The organism is Pseudomonas sp. AOB-7, from assembly GCF_003696305.1.
GTDB lineage: Bacteria > Pseudomonadota > Gammaproteobacteria > Pseudomonadales > Pseudomonadaceae > Aquipseudomonas.
The window spans coordinates 124716-140466 of sequence record NZ_RFFK01000003.1; the positions used below are offsets into that span (position 1 = coordinate 124716).

At 59.1% G+C, this 15751-nt stretch carries 13 protein-coding genes; 4 read left to right on the forward strand and 9 right to left on the reverse strand.

Annotation, left to right across the window (positions count from 1 at the left end):
* Positions 1-7: 7 nt before the first annotated feature.
* Both asnB and EA796_RS07230 read left to right on the forward strand, forming a co-directional pair.
* Entirely contained in the window at positions 8-1861 is a 1854-nt protein-coding gene (asnB, locus tag EA796_RS07225; protein WP_122108129.1) for an asparagine synthase (glutamine-hydrolyzing), read from the forward strand.
* Positions 1858-2937 carry a glycosyltransferase gene (locus tag EA796_RS07230; protein ID WP_122108130.1) on the forward strand — a complete coding sequence of 360 codons (1080 nt, stop codon included), beginning with the start codon at positions 1858-1860 and terminating at the stop codon, positions 2935-2937. Before asnB ends, EA796_RS07230 begins: the two co-directional genes overlap by 4 nt.
* Here EA796_RS07230 and EA796_RS07235 read toward each other — a convergent pair.
* The 9 genes from EA796_RS07235 to nadC all read right to left on the reverse strand — a co-directional run bounded on the left by EA796_RS07235 (position 2913) and on the right by nadC (position 12404).
* Positions 2913-4043 carry a glycosyltransferase family 4 protein gene (locus tag EA796_RS07235; RefSeq protein ID WP_122108131.1) on the reverse strand — a complete coding sequence of 377 codons (1131 nt, stop codon included), beginning with the start codon at positions 4041-4043 and terminating at the stop codon, positions 2913-2915. The two genes, EA796_RS07230 and EA796_RS07235, sit on opposite strands and share 25 nt — an antisense overlap.
* Positions 4021-5277: a lipid II flippase MurJ gene (locus EA796_RS07240; RefSeq protein ID WP_158603089.1), complete on the reverse strand. Its 1257-nt coding sequence runs from the start codon at positions 5275-5277 to the stop codon at positions 4021-4023. The genes EA796_RS07235 and EA796_RS07240 overlap by 23 nt, the downstream gene beginning before the upstream one ends.
* Entirely contained in the window at positions 5259-5981 is a 723-nt protein-coding gene (locus tag EA796_RS07245) for a class I SAM-dependent methyltransferase (protein ID WP_158603090.1), read from the reverse strand. The genes EA796_RS07240 and EA796_RS07245 overlap by 19 nt, the downstream gene beginning before the upstream one ends.
* Before the next feature lie 139 nt (positions 5982-6120).
* A complete protein-coding gene (locus EA796_RS07250; RefSeq protein WP_122108134.1) occupies positions 6121-6954 on the reverse strand; it encodes a bifunctional 2-polyprenyl-6-hydroxyphenol methylase/3-demethylubiquinol 3-O-methyltransferase UbiG in 834 nt (277 codons plus the stop codon).
* The gene (locus tag EA796_RS07255) at positions 6947-7756 is read right to left on the reverse strand and encodes a class I SAM-dependent methyltransferase (RefSeq protein WP_122108135.1); all 810 of its coding nucleotides are present in this window, start codon (positions 7754-7756) and stop codon (positions 6947-6949) included. The genes EA796_RS07250 and EA796_RS07255 overlap by 8 nt, the downstream gene beginning before the upstream one ends.
* A complete protein-coding gene (locus EA796_RS07260) occupies positions 7737-8603 on the reverse strand; it encodes a glycosyltransferase family 2 protein (protein WP_122108136.1) in 867 nt (288 codons plus the stop codon). Before EA796_RS07260 ends, EA796_RS07255 begins: the two co-directional genes overlap by 20 nt.
* Positions 8596-10554: a hypothetical protein gene (locus EA796_RS07265; protein WP_122108137.1), complete on the reverse strand. Its 1959-nt coding sequence runs from the start codon at positions 10552-10554 to the stop codon at positions 8596-8598. The genes EA796_RS07260 and EA796_RS07265 overlap by 8 nt, the downstream gene beginning before the upstream one ends.
* 97 nt (positions 10555-10651) lie before the next feature.
* Positions 10652-11089: a pilin gene (locus tag EA796_RS07270; RefSeq protein WP_122108138.1), complete on the reverse strand. Its 438-nt coding sequence runs from the start codon at positions 11087-11089 to the stop codon at positions 10652-10654.
* Between the two features lie 466 nt (positions 11090-11555).
* Positions 11556-12404, reverse strand: a complete 849-nt coding sequence (nadC, locus tag EA796_RS07275) for a carboxylating nicotinate-nucleotide diphosphorylase (protein WP_122108139.1) — start codon at positions 12402-12404, stop codon at positions 11556-11558.
* Positions 12405-12710: 306 nt separating this feature from the next.
* Between nadC and EA796_RS07280 the strand changes: the two genes are divergently transcribed.
* Both EA796_RS07280 and ampD read left to right on the forward strand, forming a co-directional pair.
* Positions 12711-14993, forward strand: coding sequence for a DUF1631 domain-containing protein (locus tag EA796_RS07280; RefSeq protein WP_122108140.1), 2283 nt, complete (start codon positions 12711-12713; stop codon positions 14991-14993).
* Positions 14994-15195: 202 nt separating this feature from the next.
* Entirely contained in the window at positions 15196-15744 is a 549-nt protein-coding gene (gene ampD, locus EA796_RS07285; RefSeq protein WP_122108141.1) for a 1,6-anhydro-N-acetylmuramyl-L-alanine amidase AmpD, read from the forward strand.
* Positions 15745-15751 lie beyond the last annotated feature (7 nt).

Below are 15751 nucleotides of genomic sequence, written 5' to 3' on the forward strand. Positions count from 1 at the left end.
GCCCTTCATGTGTGGTTTCGCTTTTCTGTTTGCGCCATCGACTCCGGACCAGACCGCGGTTCAGCAGATGGCGGCCTGCCTTCAGGCGATGCGTCATCGCGGACCTGATGATGGTCACCTCATGCAGGTGGGAGGGGCACTGCTCGGCCATCGCCGTCTGTCGATCATCGATATCGCCGGCAGCCCGCAACCCATGACCGATCCATCGGGGCGTTACGCACTGACCTATAACGGCGAGATCTACAACTACCGGGAGGTCCGGGCCACCCTGCAGTCGCGCTGGGCATTCCAGACTCAAGGCGACACGGAGGTGTTGCTAGCTGGGCTGATTCTCGAGGGCGAGAACTTTCTCGCGCGCCTCGAGGGCATGTGGGCATTCGCCTTGTGGGATGTGCAGACGCAGCAGCTTGTGCTCGGACGTGACCGAATGGGCAAGAAGCCGCTTTTCTTCCAGTCACTGCGGGGGGGCGGCATCGCCTGCGCGTCGGAGCTTCCTGCCCTGCGTCGACTCGGCGGCGCAGTTTGGTCGGAGGATGAGGACAGCACCGCGGACTATCTGCGCTATGGCTACTTCCTGCCTGGCCACACTGCTTACCGGGAGGTCGGTGAACTGCTACCTGGCCACACCCTGCGCTGGGATGCGCGGAGCGGTCAGACGGACATGCGGCAGTACTGGCAACTGCAGCTCGGATGCTATTCAGGGACTCAGCAGCAGGCTGCCGAGCAATTGCGCGAAGTGCTGGTCGACGCTGTTCGCAAGCGTATGGTCGCCGACGTGGAGGTCGGCGCATTCCTGTCCGGCGGTGTGGACTCCTCGCTGATCTGCGCGATCGTTCGGCGCGAACTACAGCAGCCACTCAAGACCTTTACTATTGGGTTCAACGAAGCCGCGTTCGATGAGCGTCCGTTCGCACGACAGGTCGCCGATGCGCTAGGCACCGACCACTACGAAGAGGTGTTGGCCAACTGGGATGAAAGCGAGTTGGAGCGTCTCATGCTCGAGCATGTCGGGCAACCTTTCGCCGATTCGTCACTGCTGCCCACCCACCTGGTGTCGAAGGTCGCGGCCAGGCAGGTCAAGGTGGCACTCTCGGGAGACGGCGGGGACGAGCTGTTCTGCGGCTACCAGCGTTACCAGGCCCGTACGCTCTGGCGCTGGTACTCGCGCTTGCCCCAGTCGGCCCGCAAACTGGCGGAGCACGCTGTGCGCGCACTGCCCGAGCCCATGGTGCATCACAGTCGCAGCTTGCTGAAAAAGGCCCATCTGTTCATGGACGTCGCCGCCAGGCAGGAGGCAGAGTGGCCCTACTTCGCCCCCTTGATGTTCTCGCCGGAGGATATTCGACTGCTGGCGCCTGCGTTAAGAGATCGTGGGCACCAGCCTCCTGGTATTCCGCAGGAAACTGGCCTGGATGATTTGCGGCGGATGATGTTGGCCGATGCACTTATCTATTTGCCACAAGACATCCTCACCAAGGTGGATCGAGCCTCCATGGCCTGCGCACTGGAAGCGCGGGCACCCTTCCTGGATCGGCAGGTCGTCGAGTTGGCGTTCTCCTTGCCGAGGGAGTGGCATCGGCGGGGCATATCGGGAAAGCGCATGCTGCAGCGAAGTTTTCATGCCGATCTACCTAGTCAGGTGTGGCGACGCCGCAAACAAGGTTTTGGTGTTCCCATTCAGGACTGGTTTAGAAACGGCCTCCAAGACAAGCTGATTGGCCTGTTGGAAGCCGACCCAGGACCAATCGAGCCTTCAGTAGTCATGAAGTTGCTCGAGCAGCACCGACAAGCCGGCCGCGACAACGGTTACCGCCTTTGGCTGATTTTCAATTATTTGCTCTGGCGGCGGAGTGGCGCATGAAGCATGTGGCTCTTTTGCTTCCCGATCTCGAAGTGGGCGGAGCACAAAGAATCATTCTCAACCTAGCCGAGGGGCTGGCTGGGCGAGGCTATATCGCTACCCTGCTCGTGATTTCTGGACACGGTTCGCTGCGTGAAGTTATTCCTAACAAAGTCAATCTTATCGAGCTCTGCCCGGGTGACGAACAATACAGGCACGGGACACTAGCGCTTATCGCTGTGTTGAGATTATGGCGGTGGTTAAGGGTTAACAGGCCTGCAGTACTGCTCAGTTCGGTCACCGGGGCGAACATCGTCGCGTTGATTGTTCGCCAACTGCTTGGCGGTAGTGTGCGCGTGGTGATAAGAGAAGCAGGGAATGTAGATGATGTGAGGGGGAGGATTAGGCTGTGGCTGCTACGGCGACTTTACCCCAAGGCGGATACGGTGGTGGCGCTGACACCAGTGATGGCAGATAAACTGGCCGGTCGCATCGGCGTTCCCACAAGTGACATCCAGTGCATTCCTAATGCAGTCGACCTCGATTACTTGCTGAAGAAGGGAGCGGAGGGCATCGAGGGGGGCGTTCTGGATAGTGACGCCAAGTTGGTCGTTTCTGTTGGGCGCTTGATCCCCCAGAAAGACTATCCGACCTTGATCAAGGCGGTGGCGGTTCTTGCTCGCAGCCTGCCTGTCAGGCTCGTGATCATCGGTGAGGGGGAAGAGCGCAATAGACTTGAGCAATTGATCAAGAGTCTGGGGGTTGAACGGCAGGTCGTTCTCCTGGGTTATGACTCCAATCCCTGGCGCTGGATGACTAAGGCTGATCTTTATGTGCTTTCTTCAAACTCTGAAGGTCATCCAAACTCTTTGCTTGAAGCCTTGGCCCTGAGGGTTCCCGTTGTTGCAACTGCCTATGACCAGTCGCTGTGCGAAATGGCGCAACGGCATGGGTTCGAAACAGTAGCGGTTGGCGATTTCGAATCCCTGGCCTCGGCCATGCAAGTGAAACTTGAGAGCGAACCTAGCGGCGAGGCGACTGTGCGAGTGGACGGCGTAAGTATGCTGGATCGTTACGAGTCGATACTCTTTCGCTGAAGAAGTTGAATGAAGAGTTTTTCGTAGCGTTCGGCGACTATATCCGCACTGAATTGGGCTAGAGCCTTCTTGCGTGATTTTCCACCCATTGCTCTCAGTTTGATTGAACCTAGGCCAATGGCATTTTGCAGGGCGTCGGCCAAGGCGCTACTGTCGTCGACAGGCACTGTCCAGCCGATGGAAGCATCGACTATCTCTTCTGAGCCACTCACTTCTGTTGCAATGGCAGGTAGCCCATGGGCAATGGCTTCAAGTAGAGCGCCGGGCATGCCTTCGAATCGAGAGGGCAGAATGAAGAGATCGGCCCCCAATAGCTTGTCTGATACTTCCATTGGCGAAACGGGGCCATCCAGAAATACATGATTCACCAAATCAAGTTTCTCGATCAGTGACCTCAGTTCTTGGCGAAGAGGGCCGTCTCCCACCAAATTTAGCTGGAATGCGCAGTTCCTTTTTCTTACTAGATGGGCTGCTTTGATGAGTGTGTCGAGTCCTTTTTGGTGGGTGAGCCTACCCACGAAAATAATTTTCAGCGTGCTGCTTGCAGGGCAGGTTCTATCAGGAAGAGGCGGTATTACTACCCCGTTCGGAATATTGCTGAGCTTCTCTGGAGTGAAGCCCAGATCTAGCATTTCCGACCTGATTGCACTGCTCATTGTGTTTATGGTGTTGATTTCCCTGGCGAACAGGCTTGTCAGTAGTTTGCGAAATCGTGACGCTTTGATCAGTTCAGCCTCGCCACCGATAGAGGCGCAGGCGGGGCAAGCAATCAGGGGGTGCTTGAGCCCGAATAGCAGTTTGCCTAGGCTCGCGGCTATGGCTTGCTCCTTTAAAAAACGACAGTAGATGACATCCACGTCGTTTCTGTGCGTCCAGAGTAGCCCCAATGTGGAGACGAGATAGGATGCCGCTCTCAATGGGCGGCCCAAGCGTATGGTAGGAATTCTACGAATGCTTAGATTTTCTTCTACTAGTGGCTGGTTGGCGTGTCCTGCAACCGTAACCTGATGACCCGAGGCGGCCCATCGTCGAGCGAGATGCAATGCTTGAACTTCTGCACCGCCAACGGCGCCAGGGGGTACATTAGCTAGTATTAGTATTCGCACGATTAGTTGGGCTCGAGAGTTTTATGGCCATGAGTGCTGCAACCAGGTAATGGCTTAGTGTCGTAGCAAGCGCAAGGCCGAGGATCTCATATCTGTCGAACATGAGAAAGGCTGAGAGTGCTGTGAAGGAAAGACCTATTATCGCAAGTAAAGTAAGGTGGTGGGCAAGTCCCAGTGTGAGCATGCGTCGGCTAAGTAGTCCTGTGAGCATGAATCCGGGGAGCCCTAGGGCTAATATTATAAAAGTACCTTGGATTTCTTTCGTGTGGTGGTCTTGATTTATTCCGAAAAGGCTGGCTGCGCCCGGCAGTGAAATTCCTATAGTAATGGCTATAAATAACCATAGCAGGCTCCAGGAAGTAGTCGCATACAAGATCCATCGCCATGTGTTTTTGTTGTCGTCGTTGCCTCTAAGTCTTGATAGATAAACCAGGGTTACACTGCCGACACCGATTGATGCTAGAGATGCTATAGCTGAATAGAGTCGATCAGTGGCTTCGAATAAAGTGATCGTTCCCTCTGGTCCGAAGGCGGCGATTCCACGTAGAAGAAGTGGTGAAAGACCGGCGATAACACTTGCTGCGATAAGGTGTAAGGTAGCTGTTGGGGCTCTTAGTGTGGGAAGGTTGCTGCAAATAGATAGTTTGTTTCTGCAGGCTGCGCTGAGGATGGCGAGTCGTGCGGTGTCTGCCAAGGCTAGTCCTGCGAGCAGGAGGTGCAAATCGTTAATGCTGGGGTGTGAGAAGTAATATAGGGCTACGGGAAAGGCCCTGAGTCCCCACGTGCACCCTGCTAGAGCATACCTGTGATTTGCGTATAGCGATGCAACTGGTGCGGCCGATGCTAGGCCCGTGCAGGAAATAATAAAAATGGAGCAAGTGTAGATGGCGGCGCGAGTGGCGTCTGCCGTAACACCGGCTATCGAGAGCGTAGTGAGGCCCGCAATGACTCCTCCTAACAGTGATATGTACAGGATGGGCTTTGCATTTTTCCTGTCATTGTTCTCTGTGAAGCTTGGAACGAGTGCGTTAGTAAGTGAGTTTGCCAGTGTGCCTTGGAAGAAAAAGGCGATGGCTAGCGCAAGGAAAAAAACATCTATCAGTGGGGCAAGGCCGTACAGCTTTATCAGGAGTAAAGGGAGTAGCAGGTTGACTGCTCGGCCTATTATTTCCCCGGTAGATGCCAAAGCAACTCGGTGGATAGCCCTTGTGAGAATTATACCCGTCTTGCCCATACAGAAATAACGTCGCCGCGCTTGAGGAAACGATCTGCTGTCCATAGCAAGAATTGGATTGCGTGGGTTCGAAATCCTTTGCGTCGAGATCGTCTGCTGGGAAGGAAAGTTTTGAGTGAGAGCACTTCAAAGCCGTGTCGTTGCAGTAGTAGCGTTATGGCGGACGGGGTGAAGAAGTAATGGTGGTGAATAGAGTATATGGAGTATTGAGTTTTCTTTTTGATGGTTCTTTTTAAGAGGTCGAGAACTCCATCGAATTGCAGGGGGACTTCGATGTAAACAGGAGCGCCAGGCGACAGTGTAGCGCTGAGGTTCTGCATGAAGTCGTGTGCGTCAGGTACATGCTCAAGCACATGGCTGCAGAAGGCGGCCTGGTAAAGTTTTTTTGAGTGGGCGCCTAATGTTCCGCATGTCACCTTCAGTCCCTGCTCCGAGGCTTTATTGGCGGCGTATTCGGAGGGCTCGATGCCTTCGGCATTTATGCCGTTGGATTGGGCCGCTACGAGGAAACTTCCGGTGCCACATCCTATGTCCAGAAGTGTTCCGCTGATATTCAATGCGAGAAAATTTCTTGCGATGGAATTGTAGTGGTCAGCGAGCTCGTCTTTTTCTTGGCTATAGGGGGAACACTCCGCTTGTGAGTCTTCATAGTAGGAGTTGCTGTACAACTCCTGATAGTCATCAGGTTGCGGGTATGGCGTCATCCAGCTTAGCTTGCAACCCGATATGCAGGACATGATGGTGTAGCTTTTGGGAGCTTTGTCGAGGGCGAGAAAGTCACGAGCTTTAGGGTTGATCCTTACGGGGCCATCACATATAGGGCAACATTGACTTTTCATAATGTCAGATATCTGTCGCTTGTTTTATGAATAGGTATTCGTTGCAACCTAGTGTGTCGGTCGTTTTCTTCTTTCTAGCGGTTAATCCCTTTTTTTCACAGAACTCTGTGGCTGCCTGTGGAGTGCAGGTTTCGTATGGAAATCCGCCAAGCCAGTCAACCCAATCGTGATATAGGGACATGCCACGCTTGCTGTAATACTCGGTATATCGCTGTAGTGGATTCTTACGTCGGCCGATATCCTGCAATAAACCGCTAAAAGCGAAAAGCGGGAAGAACAGTGCGCTTACCACGTACCGGCCAAGAGCGTTTCTACAGTAGAGCTTTTTGACCTCATGCCAGGCGCGGGAACGCATACCTTGGTCGTTGTATAGCGCAATGAATAGTTTGCCACCCGGGGCTACACGGGCAATGCTGTTTTCTATGGCTTGCCACATGCTACCTGTATGGTGCAGTACTCCCCATGAATAAACGATATCGAACTGGCCAAGGTTTGAAAGATAGTTGTCGTCAAGGATCGAGCCCTCTTCGATTATCCAGTTTTCCGGGTTGGAGCCGAAGCGCCGGCGTAACTCCACAGTGGTTGCAACCGATTGTGGGTCGAAGTCGAAGGAGTGGACGCTAGCGCCTAAACGGTGCGCTGCAAGCGAGAACAACCCGCTACCGCTTCCTATGTCCAGAAAAGAAACTCCGTCCAGGCGCTCAACACCAAGCATTTCACGGAGTGAGTTTTGGGCGCTGGTGATGCGTTTCTCATTCAGGACTTCAAGGAAGGCCTTCCAGTTCTTCCCAAAGGTGAATCTTTCGCCGCGGTCTAGGTCGTCTTGGTGGCTAGACATTATTCTTCCTCAGGACGCACAAATAGCCGATGGATATTGGGCTTAATGCGCGATTCAGTCGGCCTGTATTGAAAAGCATGGCCAGAATGTTCGATAGGGGGATCAGCACGGTCGCCAGTATGAGCAGCGCCATGCGGCGCAACCCCCTGCTGTTCAAGGCCTCCCACGCATAGCCAAGGTTGAAAAGTAGAGCACTGGACTCAAGCGTTTGCCCCAGTGGGAGCGACTCATCAATAACCAGGCCACTTTGTTGCGAAAGTTCTTCTATGCCGAATTGCGTCCAGCGTTGGTAATCATGCGGAGCATCATGTATTGGATAGATGAACGGGGTGGAAATTATGAGCTTGCCGTTGGGTTTCAGCACTCTGCAGGCTTCTTGCATTGCCTTTTTCGGTGCAGGAAGGTGTTCCAGTACTTCCAGAAGCACGACGGTGTCAAACACTGCTTCGGCAAAGGGGAGTTGGCCGGCGTCGCCATGAACGAGCGGCTTGGAGTCGTAGGCATTGCCGGTGCGGGGGTAATCGAGGGGAATATAGCGGCAGCTGCGATCCAGTTGATCCCGCAGGGGTTGCCTGCCGCTGCCGATATCGAGTACCAGGCCTCGGCAATGCCCCGCCGTGTAGCGGTGGCGCAGTTCTTCATACTTGAATGCGAAGAATTGCGGGTGCAAAGGAGTCGACCGTATGCAATCAAGCCATCTTCTTGCTTTCGTAGCGAGATCGTCGACTTCGGTTGAACTTGTCATATTGGCCATGCGGGTTAGGGATGCGGCATAAGGGATGTCACGACCTGCGCGAATCATCTTTATACATCAGGGCGGTTATCTGTTCCGAGATCAGGCCCATCATAAAAATGATCACGCTGCCGCTCATGAGCAGGGCGCTCATGTTGGTAAAGCGGCCCATGCTTAGAAAGGTATACCCGTACCAGCCCAGGCCGACCAGGAAGAACAGCAGCGCTGCCGGAGCGAACAGCTTGAGAGGCGAGTAGAGCGTGCCGATCTTGAAGATGATCAGCAGGAAGCGCACGCCATCCTTAAGCAGATGGATATGGCTATTGCCGATACGCTGGGCGGCATGGATGGGCTCGTAGGCGACGGAGTAGCCGGCGCGGAAAAAGGCCATGGTGCTGGTGGTGGGGTAGGAGAAACCGTTGGGCAGCAGGTAGAGAAATTCCCGGAACTTGTCGGCGCGCACTGCGCGGAAGCCGGATGTCAGGTCCTCCACCGGCTGGCCCGTCATATAGCTGGCCAGGCGGTTGTAGAAGCCGTTGGCCACGCCGCGGCCGAGGCTGGCTTGCGAGCCGTTCTGGCGGGCGCCCACCACCATGTCGTGGCCCTCGTCCAGGCGTGCCAGCAGGCGTGGGATATCGGCCGGATCATGCTGGCCATCGGCGTCCATGAAGACCAGTATTTCTCCCGTCGCGGCTCGTGCCCCGGTCTTGATCGCCGCGCCGTTGCCCTTGGAGTAGGGATGGGATACGACCTGTGCCCCAGCGGTCTGGGCGGCGTTTGCGGTGTCATCGGTCGATCCGTCGTTGACGACGATGATCTCTGCCCCGGGCAGGTGCTGTTCTATCCGGGCGACAACGGTTGGTAGGCTCGGTGCTTCATTCTTGGCGGGAAGAATGACGGAAATACGGCTATTCATAGACTGATGGTTCCAGCAAGGCGGCCTCGTCACTTCTGGGACGCGGCGGGGCGGGACTATGATTCAGCAGGGCCAGCTGGCGATCCCAGGTTCTAGCCTGTAGCGGATTGCTGGGGCGACGAGCCTCGGCCTTGGCGATGACGGCGGCAGCCTGCTCCGATAGTCCTGCGCTACGCAGGGTATTCACGATCAGGGCGACGGTATCGAGGCTGAAGTAGATGTCCAAGGCTTGTTCCAGGTGACGCATGGTCAGCGCCAGGTTCCTGGTGTCGAAGCCGGTCATGGCCATGGTGATGTGCAGGTTATGGTGGGTCACCGCATTGGCCTGGTAGTTCGGATTCTCTGCAAGGCTGCTGGCGAATCGGTATACGACTTCGGGCGCCAGCGATGCGCAGCGTCCCTCCAGGATCATGCTGCGGATCTTCTCCAGCTGATCGATGATGCCGTGCTGAAAACGCATCGTCTTGAGTTGCGTATCCATGGTCGCGACCTGCTCCGGCGTGACGCCCTCATCGCGAGCGATGCAGGACATCGCCACTGCCTGAAGCCGAGTGCCTCCGGCGTCCGGATGGGCCTCGAGGAAGCGCTCAAGCGCGCGTAGGGCGGCCTTGTTATAGCGATCCCTCTGTAGCTGCTGAACGAGGTAACTGAGTGCGCGGGGCGAGTCCGGGTTGTGGATGGCCCACATCTCGGCGGCCAGTGCAGGGTTGCCCCAGGTACTGGTGACGCTGTACAGCACCGCGGCCAGCAGCAGCATGTAGGTGCACATGGCCGTCGCGAGGTAGGCCCGCCATTGCGCCTGAAGCCCGGCTACGGCCGCCATCAGCGCATAGATCGGTCCCAGCAGCGGGAGGTAGTTCCTGTGTTCGAAGTAGAGCTCCAACGGGATGCTGCTCGATTCCAGGCTGTGGCTGATGAGGTACCAGAGTACTGCGAAGCTGAATAGAGGGGCCTTGCGTCGAAAGCGAATGGCGGCTGCGATGATTAGCAGCCAGCCGCCGACGGCGGCAATCGACAGAGGGCTGAGCCAGTCGTGATAGATCGTTTGGTGATCGTGGAACGGGCCGAGCAGAGCTGGGTTAGGGATGAAGCTGTTGAACAGGTAGGCCCAGAGGATGTGGGCTTGGGTCAGTATGCGCTCGTCCGCTGTGTAGCCGCGCATGGCGACCGTCGCCTCGTTGTAGTCCAGGCGCATGATCAGATAGGCAAGCACGATCAGGGCGGGGGCGCCCAGCACCGAAATCCGCCAGCCGAGCCATAGCCTGGCATTCAGGTTTGCCGGGCGTGCAAGCAGCGTTATTTCGATGACCAGGGTGAGCGCGGGTAGCAGTGCGCCATTTTCCTTGGCCAGAGCCGCTAACAGCGTGGCGAGGCCGAGGCTTATGGTCATGCCGGCTAGTGCGGGCAGCGGCCGCTTGTTAAGTCTTAGCCTGAAATGGAGATAGGCGCACAGGCCCGCCAGGGAAAAGGTGCCGGCTAGCAGCGTCATGCGCTGCACGATCATCAGGCTGCTGGAGGCCAGTATGGGCAGCAGCATCCAGAGCGTGGCGGAGGCGAGGGCGACGAGCGCCGAGCGGTTGGCGTCCAGGCCCTGTGCCCGGCCCAGCAGGCTCAGGAACAACGCCAGCAGGCAGCCGTTAAGCAGGTGAATGGCGATATTGGTGTAGAGGAACACCTCAGGAGACGCCGGCCAGGCATAGGCCTGCGCGGCGAAGCTCAGCAGAGAAACCGGCCTGCCCAGGGGGCCGGCGTTGCCGAGCAAGGCGAAGTCCAGCGCACTGGTCAGGTCGTGTACATAGGCCAGGCCGCCGAGGTTGTGCTCGTCGTCGTACAGGTACGAGCCGCCCAGGCCGGGGGCATAGGCCGCCGCGCAGAGCGCCAGGGCGAGGGCAAGCAATACGGCAAAGATGGCAAATGATGGGGGCTTGCGGGCGGACGGGGCGTCGTTCATTGGTCTTGATTTGGGGGGGCTGATCAGGGAGGCAGTGTAGCCTGCAAAGCAAGAGGGCCCGATAGCTATCGGGCCCTCCTGGGCATCCACTAACCGATTAACGGCAGCTGGACGGGCGGTACTTGGCGTCGACTGAACCGGCGCAGTCCCAGGTGACGCTGCCGGCGCTGCCGCTGCCGGTCAGCACCAGGTTTTGGCCGGTGATTGCAGGGTTGGCGCCAGAGCTGAACAGTGCGGTGATGGTGCCGGTGTTGGTGCCAGTGCTGGCCACAGTTACGGATTCGACGTAATTGCCGTTGATGGCAGTTGCTGCAGCCACACCAGCGCTACCGTTGCCGGTGGGGAAGGAGCCGGTGGATTGATACACCTCGGAAACCGCGGTACGTACGCCGGAGGCCAGGGACATGCCCTCGGTCACCTGGGCGCGGATGGTGTAGTCCTGGTAAGCCGGGATGGCGATGGCGGCCAGGATACCGATGATCGCTACCACGATCATCAGTTCGATCAGGGTGAAGCCTTGCTGCACCTTCTTCATGGTCTTGCTCCTAGTGTTGGATCAGGCGTTTTGAGTAGGAACGATGGATTCCTGTCGGATCATTCAGCAAGAGCTGTGCCAGTGGTGGGTTCTGGTGCCTGGGGCAGGCTCGAGGTTCCCGGGTTGCGGGGCTTTGCAGTCTGTGTCAGGTGCCGGCGAAGGGGTGGGATAAATAGCAAGGCTGACATTTAAGGTAAGTTCGGTGACCAAAAGCGTCACTCTCTGTCGTTTGGGTCGTTTGACGAGCAGGCGGGCGTAATTTGGTAGTGATGGATTGTAGGGGCATATGGCGAGTGCCCAGGTGCAGGACGCCCCCTTTATGTACTGCCGCAGTAGATCGGTGGATAGCGCGCTTGTCGCGAGAAGGTTCGGGGTTGTTGCGCAATGAACCGCGTGGCCGTATTGCGCAAGATGAAGGTGTCTTTGGCTCCTTGGCTTTATGGTGACCGGGCAATCGCTAAGGGGGTCACAGCGCCAGCCGCATCGACAGATCCACCGCCTTGACGTCCTTGGTCAGCGTGCCCAGCGAGATATAGTCCACGCCCGTCTCGGCGATGCTGCGCAGGGTGCTGTCGTTGATCCCTCCGGAGGCCTCCAGTTTGGCGCGGCCGGCGGTCAGGCGCACGGCTTCGCGCATGTCCGCCAGCGACAGTTCGTCGAGCATGACGATATCGGCGCCGGCTGCCAGGGCCTGGCGCAGTTCTTCCAGGTTTTCCACTTCCACCTCCACCGGCTTGCCCGGAGCGATGTGGTGGGCGGCGGCCACGGCCTGGGCGATGCCGCCGCAGGCGGCGATATGGTTTTCCTTGATAAGGAAGGCGTCATACAGGCCGATGCGGTGGTTGTGGCAGCTGCCGCAGGTCACCGCGTATTTCTGCGCCAGGCGCAGGCCGGGCAGCGTCTTGCGGGTGTCCAGCAGTTTCACTGTGGTGCCTTCGACCAGGTCGGCGTAGTGGCGGCAGCGGGTGGCGACCGCCGACAGGGTCTGCAGGAAGTTCAGCGCACTGCGTTCGCCGCTGAGCAGGGCGCGGGCCGGGCCTTCGAGGCTGAACAGGGTCTGCTCGGCGCTGACCCGGTCGCCGTCCTGCACCTGCCAGTGCACCGCCACGCGCGGGTCGAGCTGGCGGAACACCGCATCGACCCAGGCCGTGCCGCAGACCACCGCCGCCTCGCGGGTGATGACGCGGGCGCTGGCCAGGCGCTCGGCGGGAATCAGCTGGGCGGTGATGTCGCCGTTGCCGATGTCCTCGGCCAGGGCGCGGCGAACATTGGCCTCGATTTCGGCGGTGAGGTCGGCGAGGGTCAGGTTGGGCATGGTCGGCTCCGGGTCAGGGGTGCGGCGATTATAGGGGCAGCCGACCATCGGTGCAGCGTGCTGGCGTTTCGACAGTTACGCTGTTCTATGCGCCCAGCGGTCGATGGCAGTCGTTGGGTGTGTCGGTGTCGCATCTGTGAGCGGTTTCATGGAAGTGGAAGAATGGGCTTGGTTCGGGGTGCGAGCGCTCTATAATGCCTTTGCTTTTCGATTTTTTGACGCCATTTTATTGATGTTACGGATGACGCTCGGTTGATGCTGTGCAGACCAGATGGCCCAAGTACGGGCAGTCTGCAGGAGATTGAAATGAAAACCGACGCGAAGGTGGTGCCCCTGAACAAGGCCGCCGCTGCGCAATCGCCAACATCGCCGGTAGGAAGACTGCCCGTGGCGCTGATCCAGGTGCGTGACAAAGCCGCGCAACAGCTCAGGCAGAGCCTGCAGAGCCTGTTCGAGAATGCCGACGACAGCCTCTTCGAGATGGCCGACCGGGCGACCAGCAATGTCGAGCAGAACGCCTTTTTCGAAGCCATGCGCGACTTGCGCCTGAAGCGCAAGAATATCGAGCGCGGTTTCCTGCAGAAGGTCTTCGAGGCCTTCTCCAACCTCAACCAGTACGAGATCGGCAAGCCGCAGCCGGCGCTGGACACGGCGTCGTTCGACAGCCTGAGCCTGGTGCAGGATGACGAGCTGGAAGAAACCGTGGCCCTGGATGCCATGGTGGCCAAGGTGATGAGCCGCGACGGCGTCGCCCTCGGGCACCTCACCACGCGCCTCAATGCGGTGATCAGCAAGAAACTCGACGACAAGGGCAACCCGCTCGGGCCAGCCCTGCTCAGTGCCTGCTTCCTCGACGCTTGTAGCAGCCTGGGTGTGGAGATCAAGGTCAAGCTGATAATCCTCAAGCTGTTCGAAAAGTACGTGCTAGGCGGCTGTGATCAGCTTTATGCCGAAGCCAATCAAACCCTGGTGGCGGTCGGCGTACTACCTGAACTCAAGTCCGCGTTGCCGCGGCGGCCGCAACGTGCGGCCGCCTCCGCGCATGCCGCCGGCGAAGAAAGCATTCCGCTGCTGGACGGGGCCGACGAGGGCGTGCGTGAGGTGTTCGCCGCCCTGCAGGAGCTGCTCTCCCAGGTGCGCGGCACGGCGATGCCCAGGCGCGCCCAGGTGGCCGATGCGCTGCCGATTTCCAGCAACGATCTGATGCGCCTGCTGTCGCACATGCAGCAGCGCGCGCCGGCGCAGGTCGGCGTCGCCGATTTCGACCTGCGCGATCAGCTCGAACAGCTGCTGGTGCGCGCCAGCGCCAAGAGCGGCAAGGCGCGCGTGGTCGGCGAAGTCGACGAAGACGTGATCAACCTGGTGTCCATGCTATTCGAGTTCATCCTCGACGACCGCACCCTGCCGGACTCGCTCAAGGCGCTGATCGGCCGCCTGCAGATTCCCATGCTCAAGGTCGCGGTGCTGGACAAGACCTTCTTCAGCCGCGGCAGCCACCCGGCACGCCGGCTGCTCAACGAGATCGCCTCGGCGGCCCTGGGGTGGGGCGATCAGGGCGACGCCCAGCGCGACAGCCTGTATCAGAAGATCGAGCAGGTGGTGCAGCGTTTGCTCAACGATTTCGTCGACGATCCGGCGATCTTCTCCGAACTGCTCGCCGAGTTCATGGCCTTCACCGGCGACGAACGCCGACGCAGCGAGCTGCTCGAGCAGCGCACCCGCGATGCCGAGGAAGGCAGCGCCAAGGCCGAGCTGGCCCGCCGTGAGGTGGAGCATGCACTGAACGAGCGGCTGCTGGGCAAGACCCTGCCCGAGGTGGTGGTGCGTTTGCTGCAGGAGGCCTGGAGCAAGGTGTTGATGCTCACCTGCCTCAAGCACGGCGTGCATTCGCCGGAATGGCAGGCCGCTCTGCAGACCATGGACGACCTGGTCTGGAGCGTGGCACCGCACGAAGATCCCGAGGCGCGCCTGCGCCTGCTGGAACTGGTGCCCGGCTTGCTCAAGGCGCTGCGCGAGGGGATGGCCAGCGCGGCCTTCGATCCCTTCTCCACCAGCGAGTTCTTCAGCCAGCTGGAGATGCTGCACGTGCAGGCCTTCCAGCGTTTCAAGCGCGCGGTCGCGGAGGTCGAAGTCGGCGAGGTGCCGAGCACCCAGGCCGAAGCCGGTATCGAGGCGCCACTGCTGGAACTGCCGCCGGCCGAGGTGGCCGACGACGCACCGGCGATGGTCGAGGTGGTCGAGGAGATCGTGCTCCTGGCGCCTGGCCAGACCCGCCCGCAGGAGCCGGAGGTGGCGCTGCCGGACGACGACGAGGCGCTGCTGCAGGTGGACAACCTGCGCGTGGGCAGCTGGGTCGAGCTTCAGGAAGACGACGAGCACAAGCTGCGCTGCAAGCTGGCTGCGATCATCAAGCCCACCGGCAAGTTCGTCTTCGTCAACCGCACCGGCATGAAGGTGCTGGAGAAGACCCGCACCGGCCTGGCCGTGGAGTTCCGGCGCAACGCCATTCGCCTGCTCGACGACGCGCTGCTGTTCGACCGCGCCCTGGAGTCGGTGATCGGCAATCTGCGCAAGCTGAAGAACGCCTGAGGCGTTCTGCCGGGTCACCCATGTGGCCCGGTGATGCTGATGCGGCGTGCGCCGATGCTGGGCTTCGTCGCGGGCTCCTCAGCCCAATCTACCACTACGAAGCCGCGTGCCCGATTTCCGGGCCGAATCTTTTCCAATCCTTGCGCGCCCTTGGCCGCTGCGGCTGGCTGCTCTAGAGTGGGGCCTCGTTCAGGAGCGCCCCATGCAGCTTGATCCCTCCACCGGCTGGTTCCAGGGCATTGGCCATTGCCCTTCGCCGAATTTCAATGCGCGGCCAAGCGGCGAGGTATCGCTGCTGGTGGTGCATAACATCAGCCTGCCGCCCGGGCAGTTCGGCACCAGCAAGGTGCAGGCGTTCTTCCAGAACCGCCTGCCGCTGGACGAGCATCCCTTCTATGCCGAGATCGCCACGCTGCGGGTCTCCGCGCATTTCTTCATCGAGCGCGACGGTACGCTGACCCAGTTCGTCTCCTGCCTGGATCGCGCCTGGCATGCCGGGCAGTCCTGGTTCGAGGGGCGCGACAACTGCAACGATTTTTCTCTCGGCGTGGAGCTGGAAGGCACCGACGAGCAGCCCTACACCGATGCCCAGTATGCCTGTCTGGGCGAGCTGACGCGCCAGTTGCTGGCCGCCTACCCGGCGCTTTCGGCGCAGCGCATTCGCGGCCACAGCGATATCGCGCCCGGGCGCAAGACCGACCCGGGGCCGGCCTTCGACTGGTCGCGTCTGCACGCAGCGCTCAAGGATTAAAGGAGAA

Excerpts from the sequence above, each read along its gene's own strand:
- asnB (WP_122108129.1), top strand. The coding sequence starts at position 8 with ATGTGTGGTTTCGCTTTTCTGTTTGCGCCATCGACTCCGGACCAGACC.
- EA796_RS07230 (WP_122108130.1), top strand. The coding sequence starts at position 1,858 with ATGAAGCATGTGGCTCTTTTGCTTCCCGATCTCGAAGTGGGCGGAGCA.
- EA796_RS07240 (WP_158603089.1), bottom strand. The coding sequence starts at position 5,277 with ATGGGCAAGACGGGTATAATTCTCACAAGGGCTATCCACCGAGTTGCT.
- EA796_RS07245 (WP_158603090.1), bottom strand. The coding sequence starts at position 5,981 with ATGACGCCATACCCGCAACCTGATGACTATCAGGAGTTGTACAGCAAC.
- EA796_RS07250 (WP_122108134.1), bottom strand. The coding sequence starts at position 6,954 with ATGTCTAGCCACCAAGACGACCTAGACCGCGGCGAAAGATTCACCTTT.
- EA796_RS07255 (WP_122108135.1), bottom strand. The coding sequence starts at position 7,756 with ATGATTCGCGCAGGTCGTGACATCCCTTATGCCGCATCCCTAACCCGC.
- EA796_RS07260 (WP_122108136.1), bottom strand. The coding sequence starts at position 8,603 with ATGAATAGCCGTATTTCCGTCATTCTTCCCGCCAAGAATGAAGCACCG.
- EA796_RS07265 (WP_122108137.1), bottom strand. The coding sequence starts at position 10,554 with ATGAACGACGCCCCGTCCGCCCGCAAGCCCCCATCATTTGCCATCTTT.
- EA796_RS07270 (WP_122108138.1), bottom strand. The coding sequence starts at position 11,089 with ATGAAGAAGGTGCAGCAAGGCTTCACCCTGATCGAACTGATGATCGTG.
- nadC (WP_122108139.1), bottom strand. The coding sequence starts at position 12,404 with ATGCCCAACCTGACCCTCGCCGACCTCACCGCCGAAATCGAGGCCAAT.
- EA796_RS07280 (WP_122108140.1), top strand. The coding sequence starts at position 12,711 with ATGAAAACCGACGCGAAGGTGGTGCCCCTGAACAAGGCCGCCGCTGCG.
- ampD (WP_122108141.1), top strand. The coding sequence starts at position 15,196 with ATGCAGCTTGATCCCTCCACCGGCTGGTTCCAGGGCATTGGCCATTGC.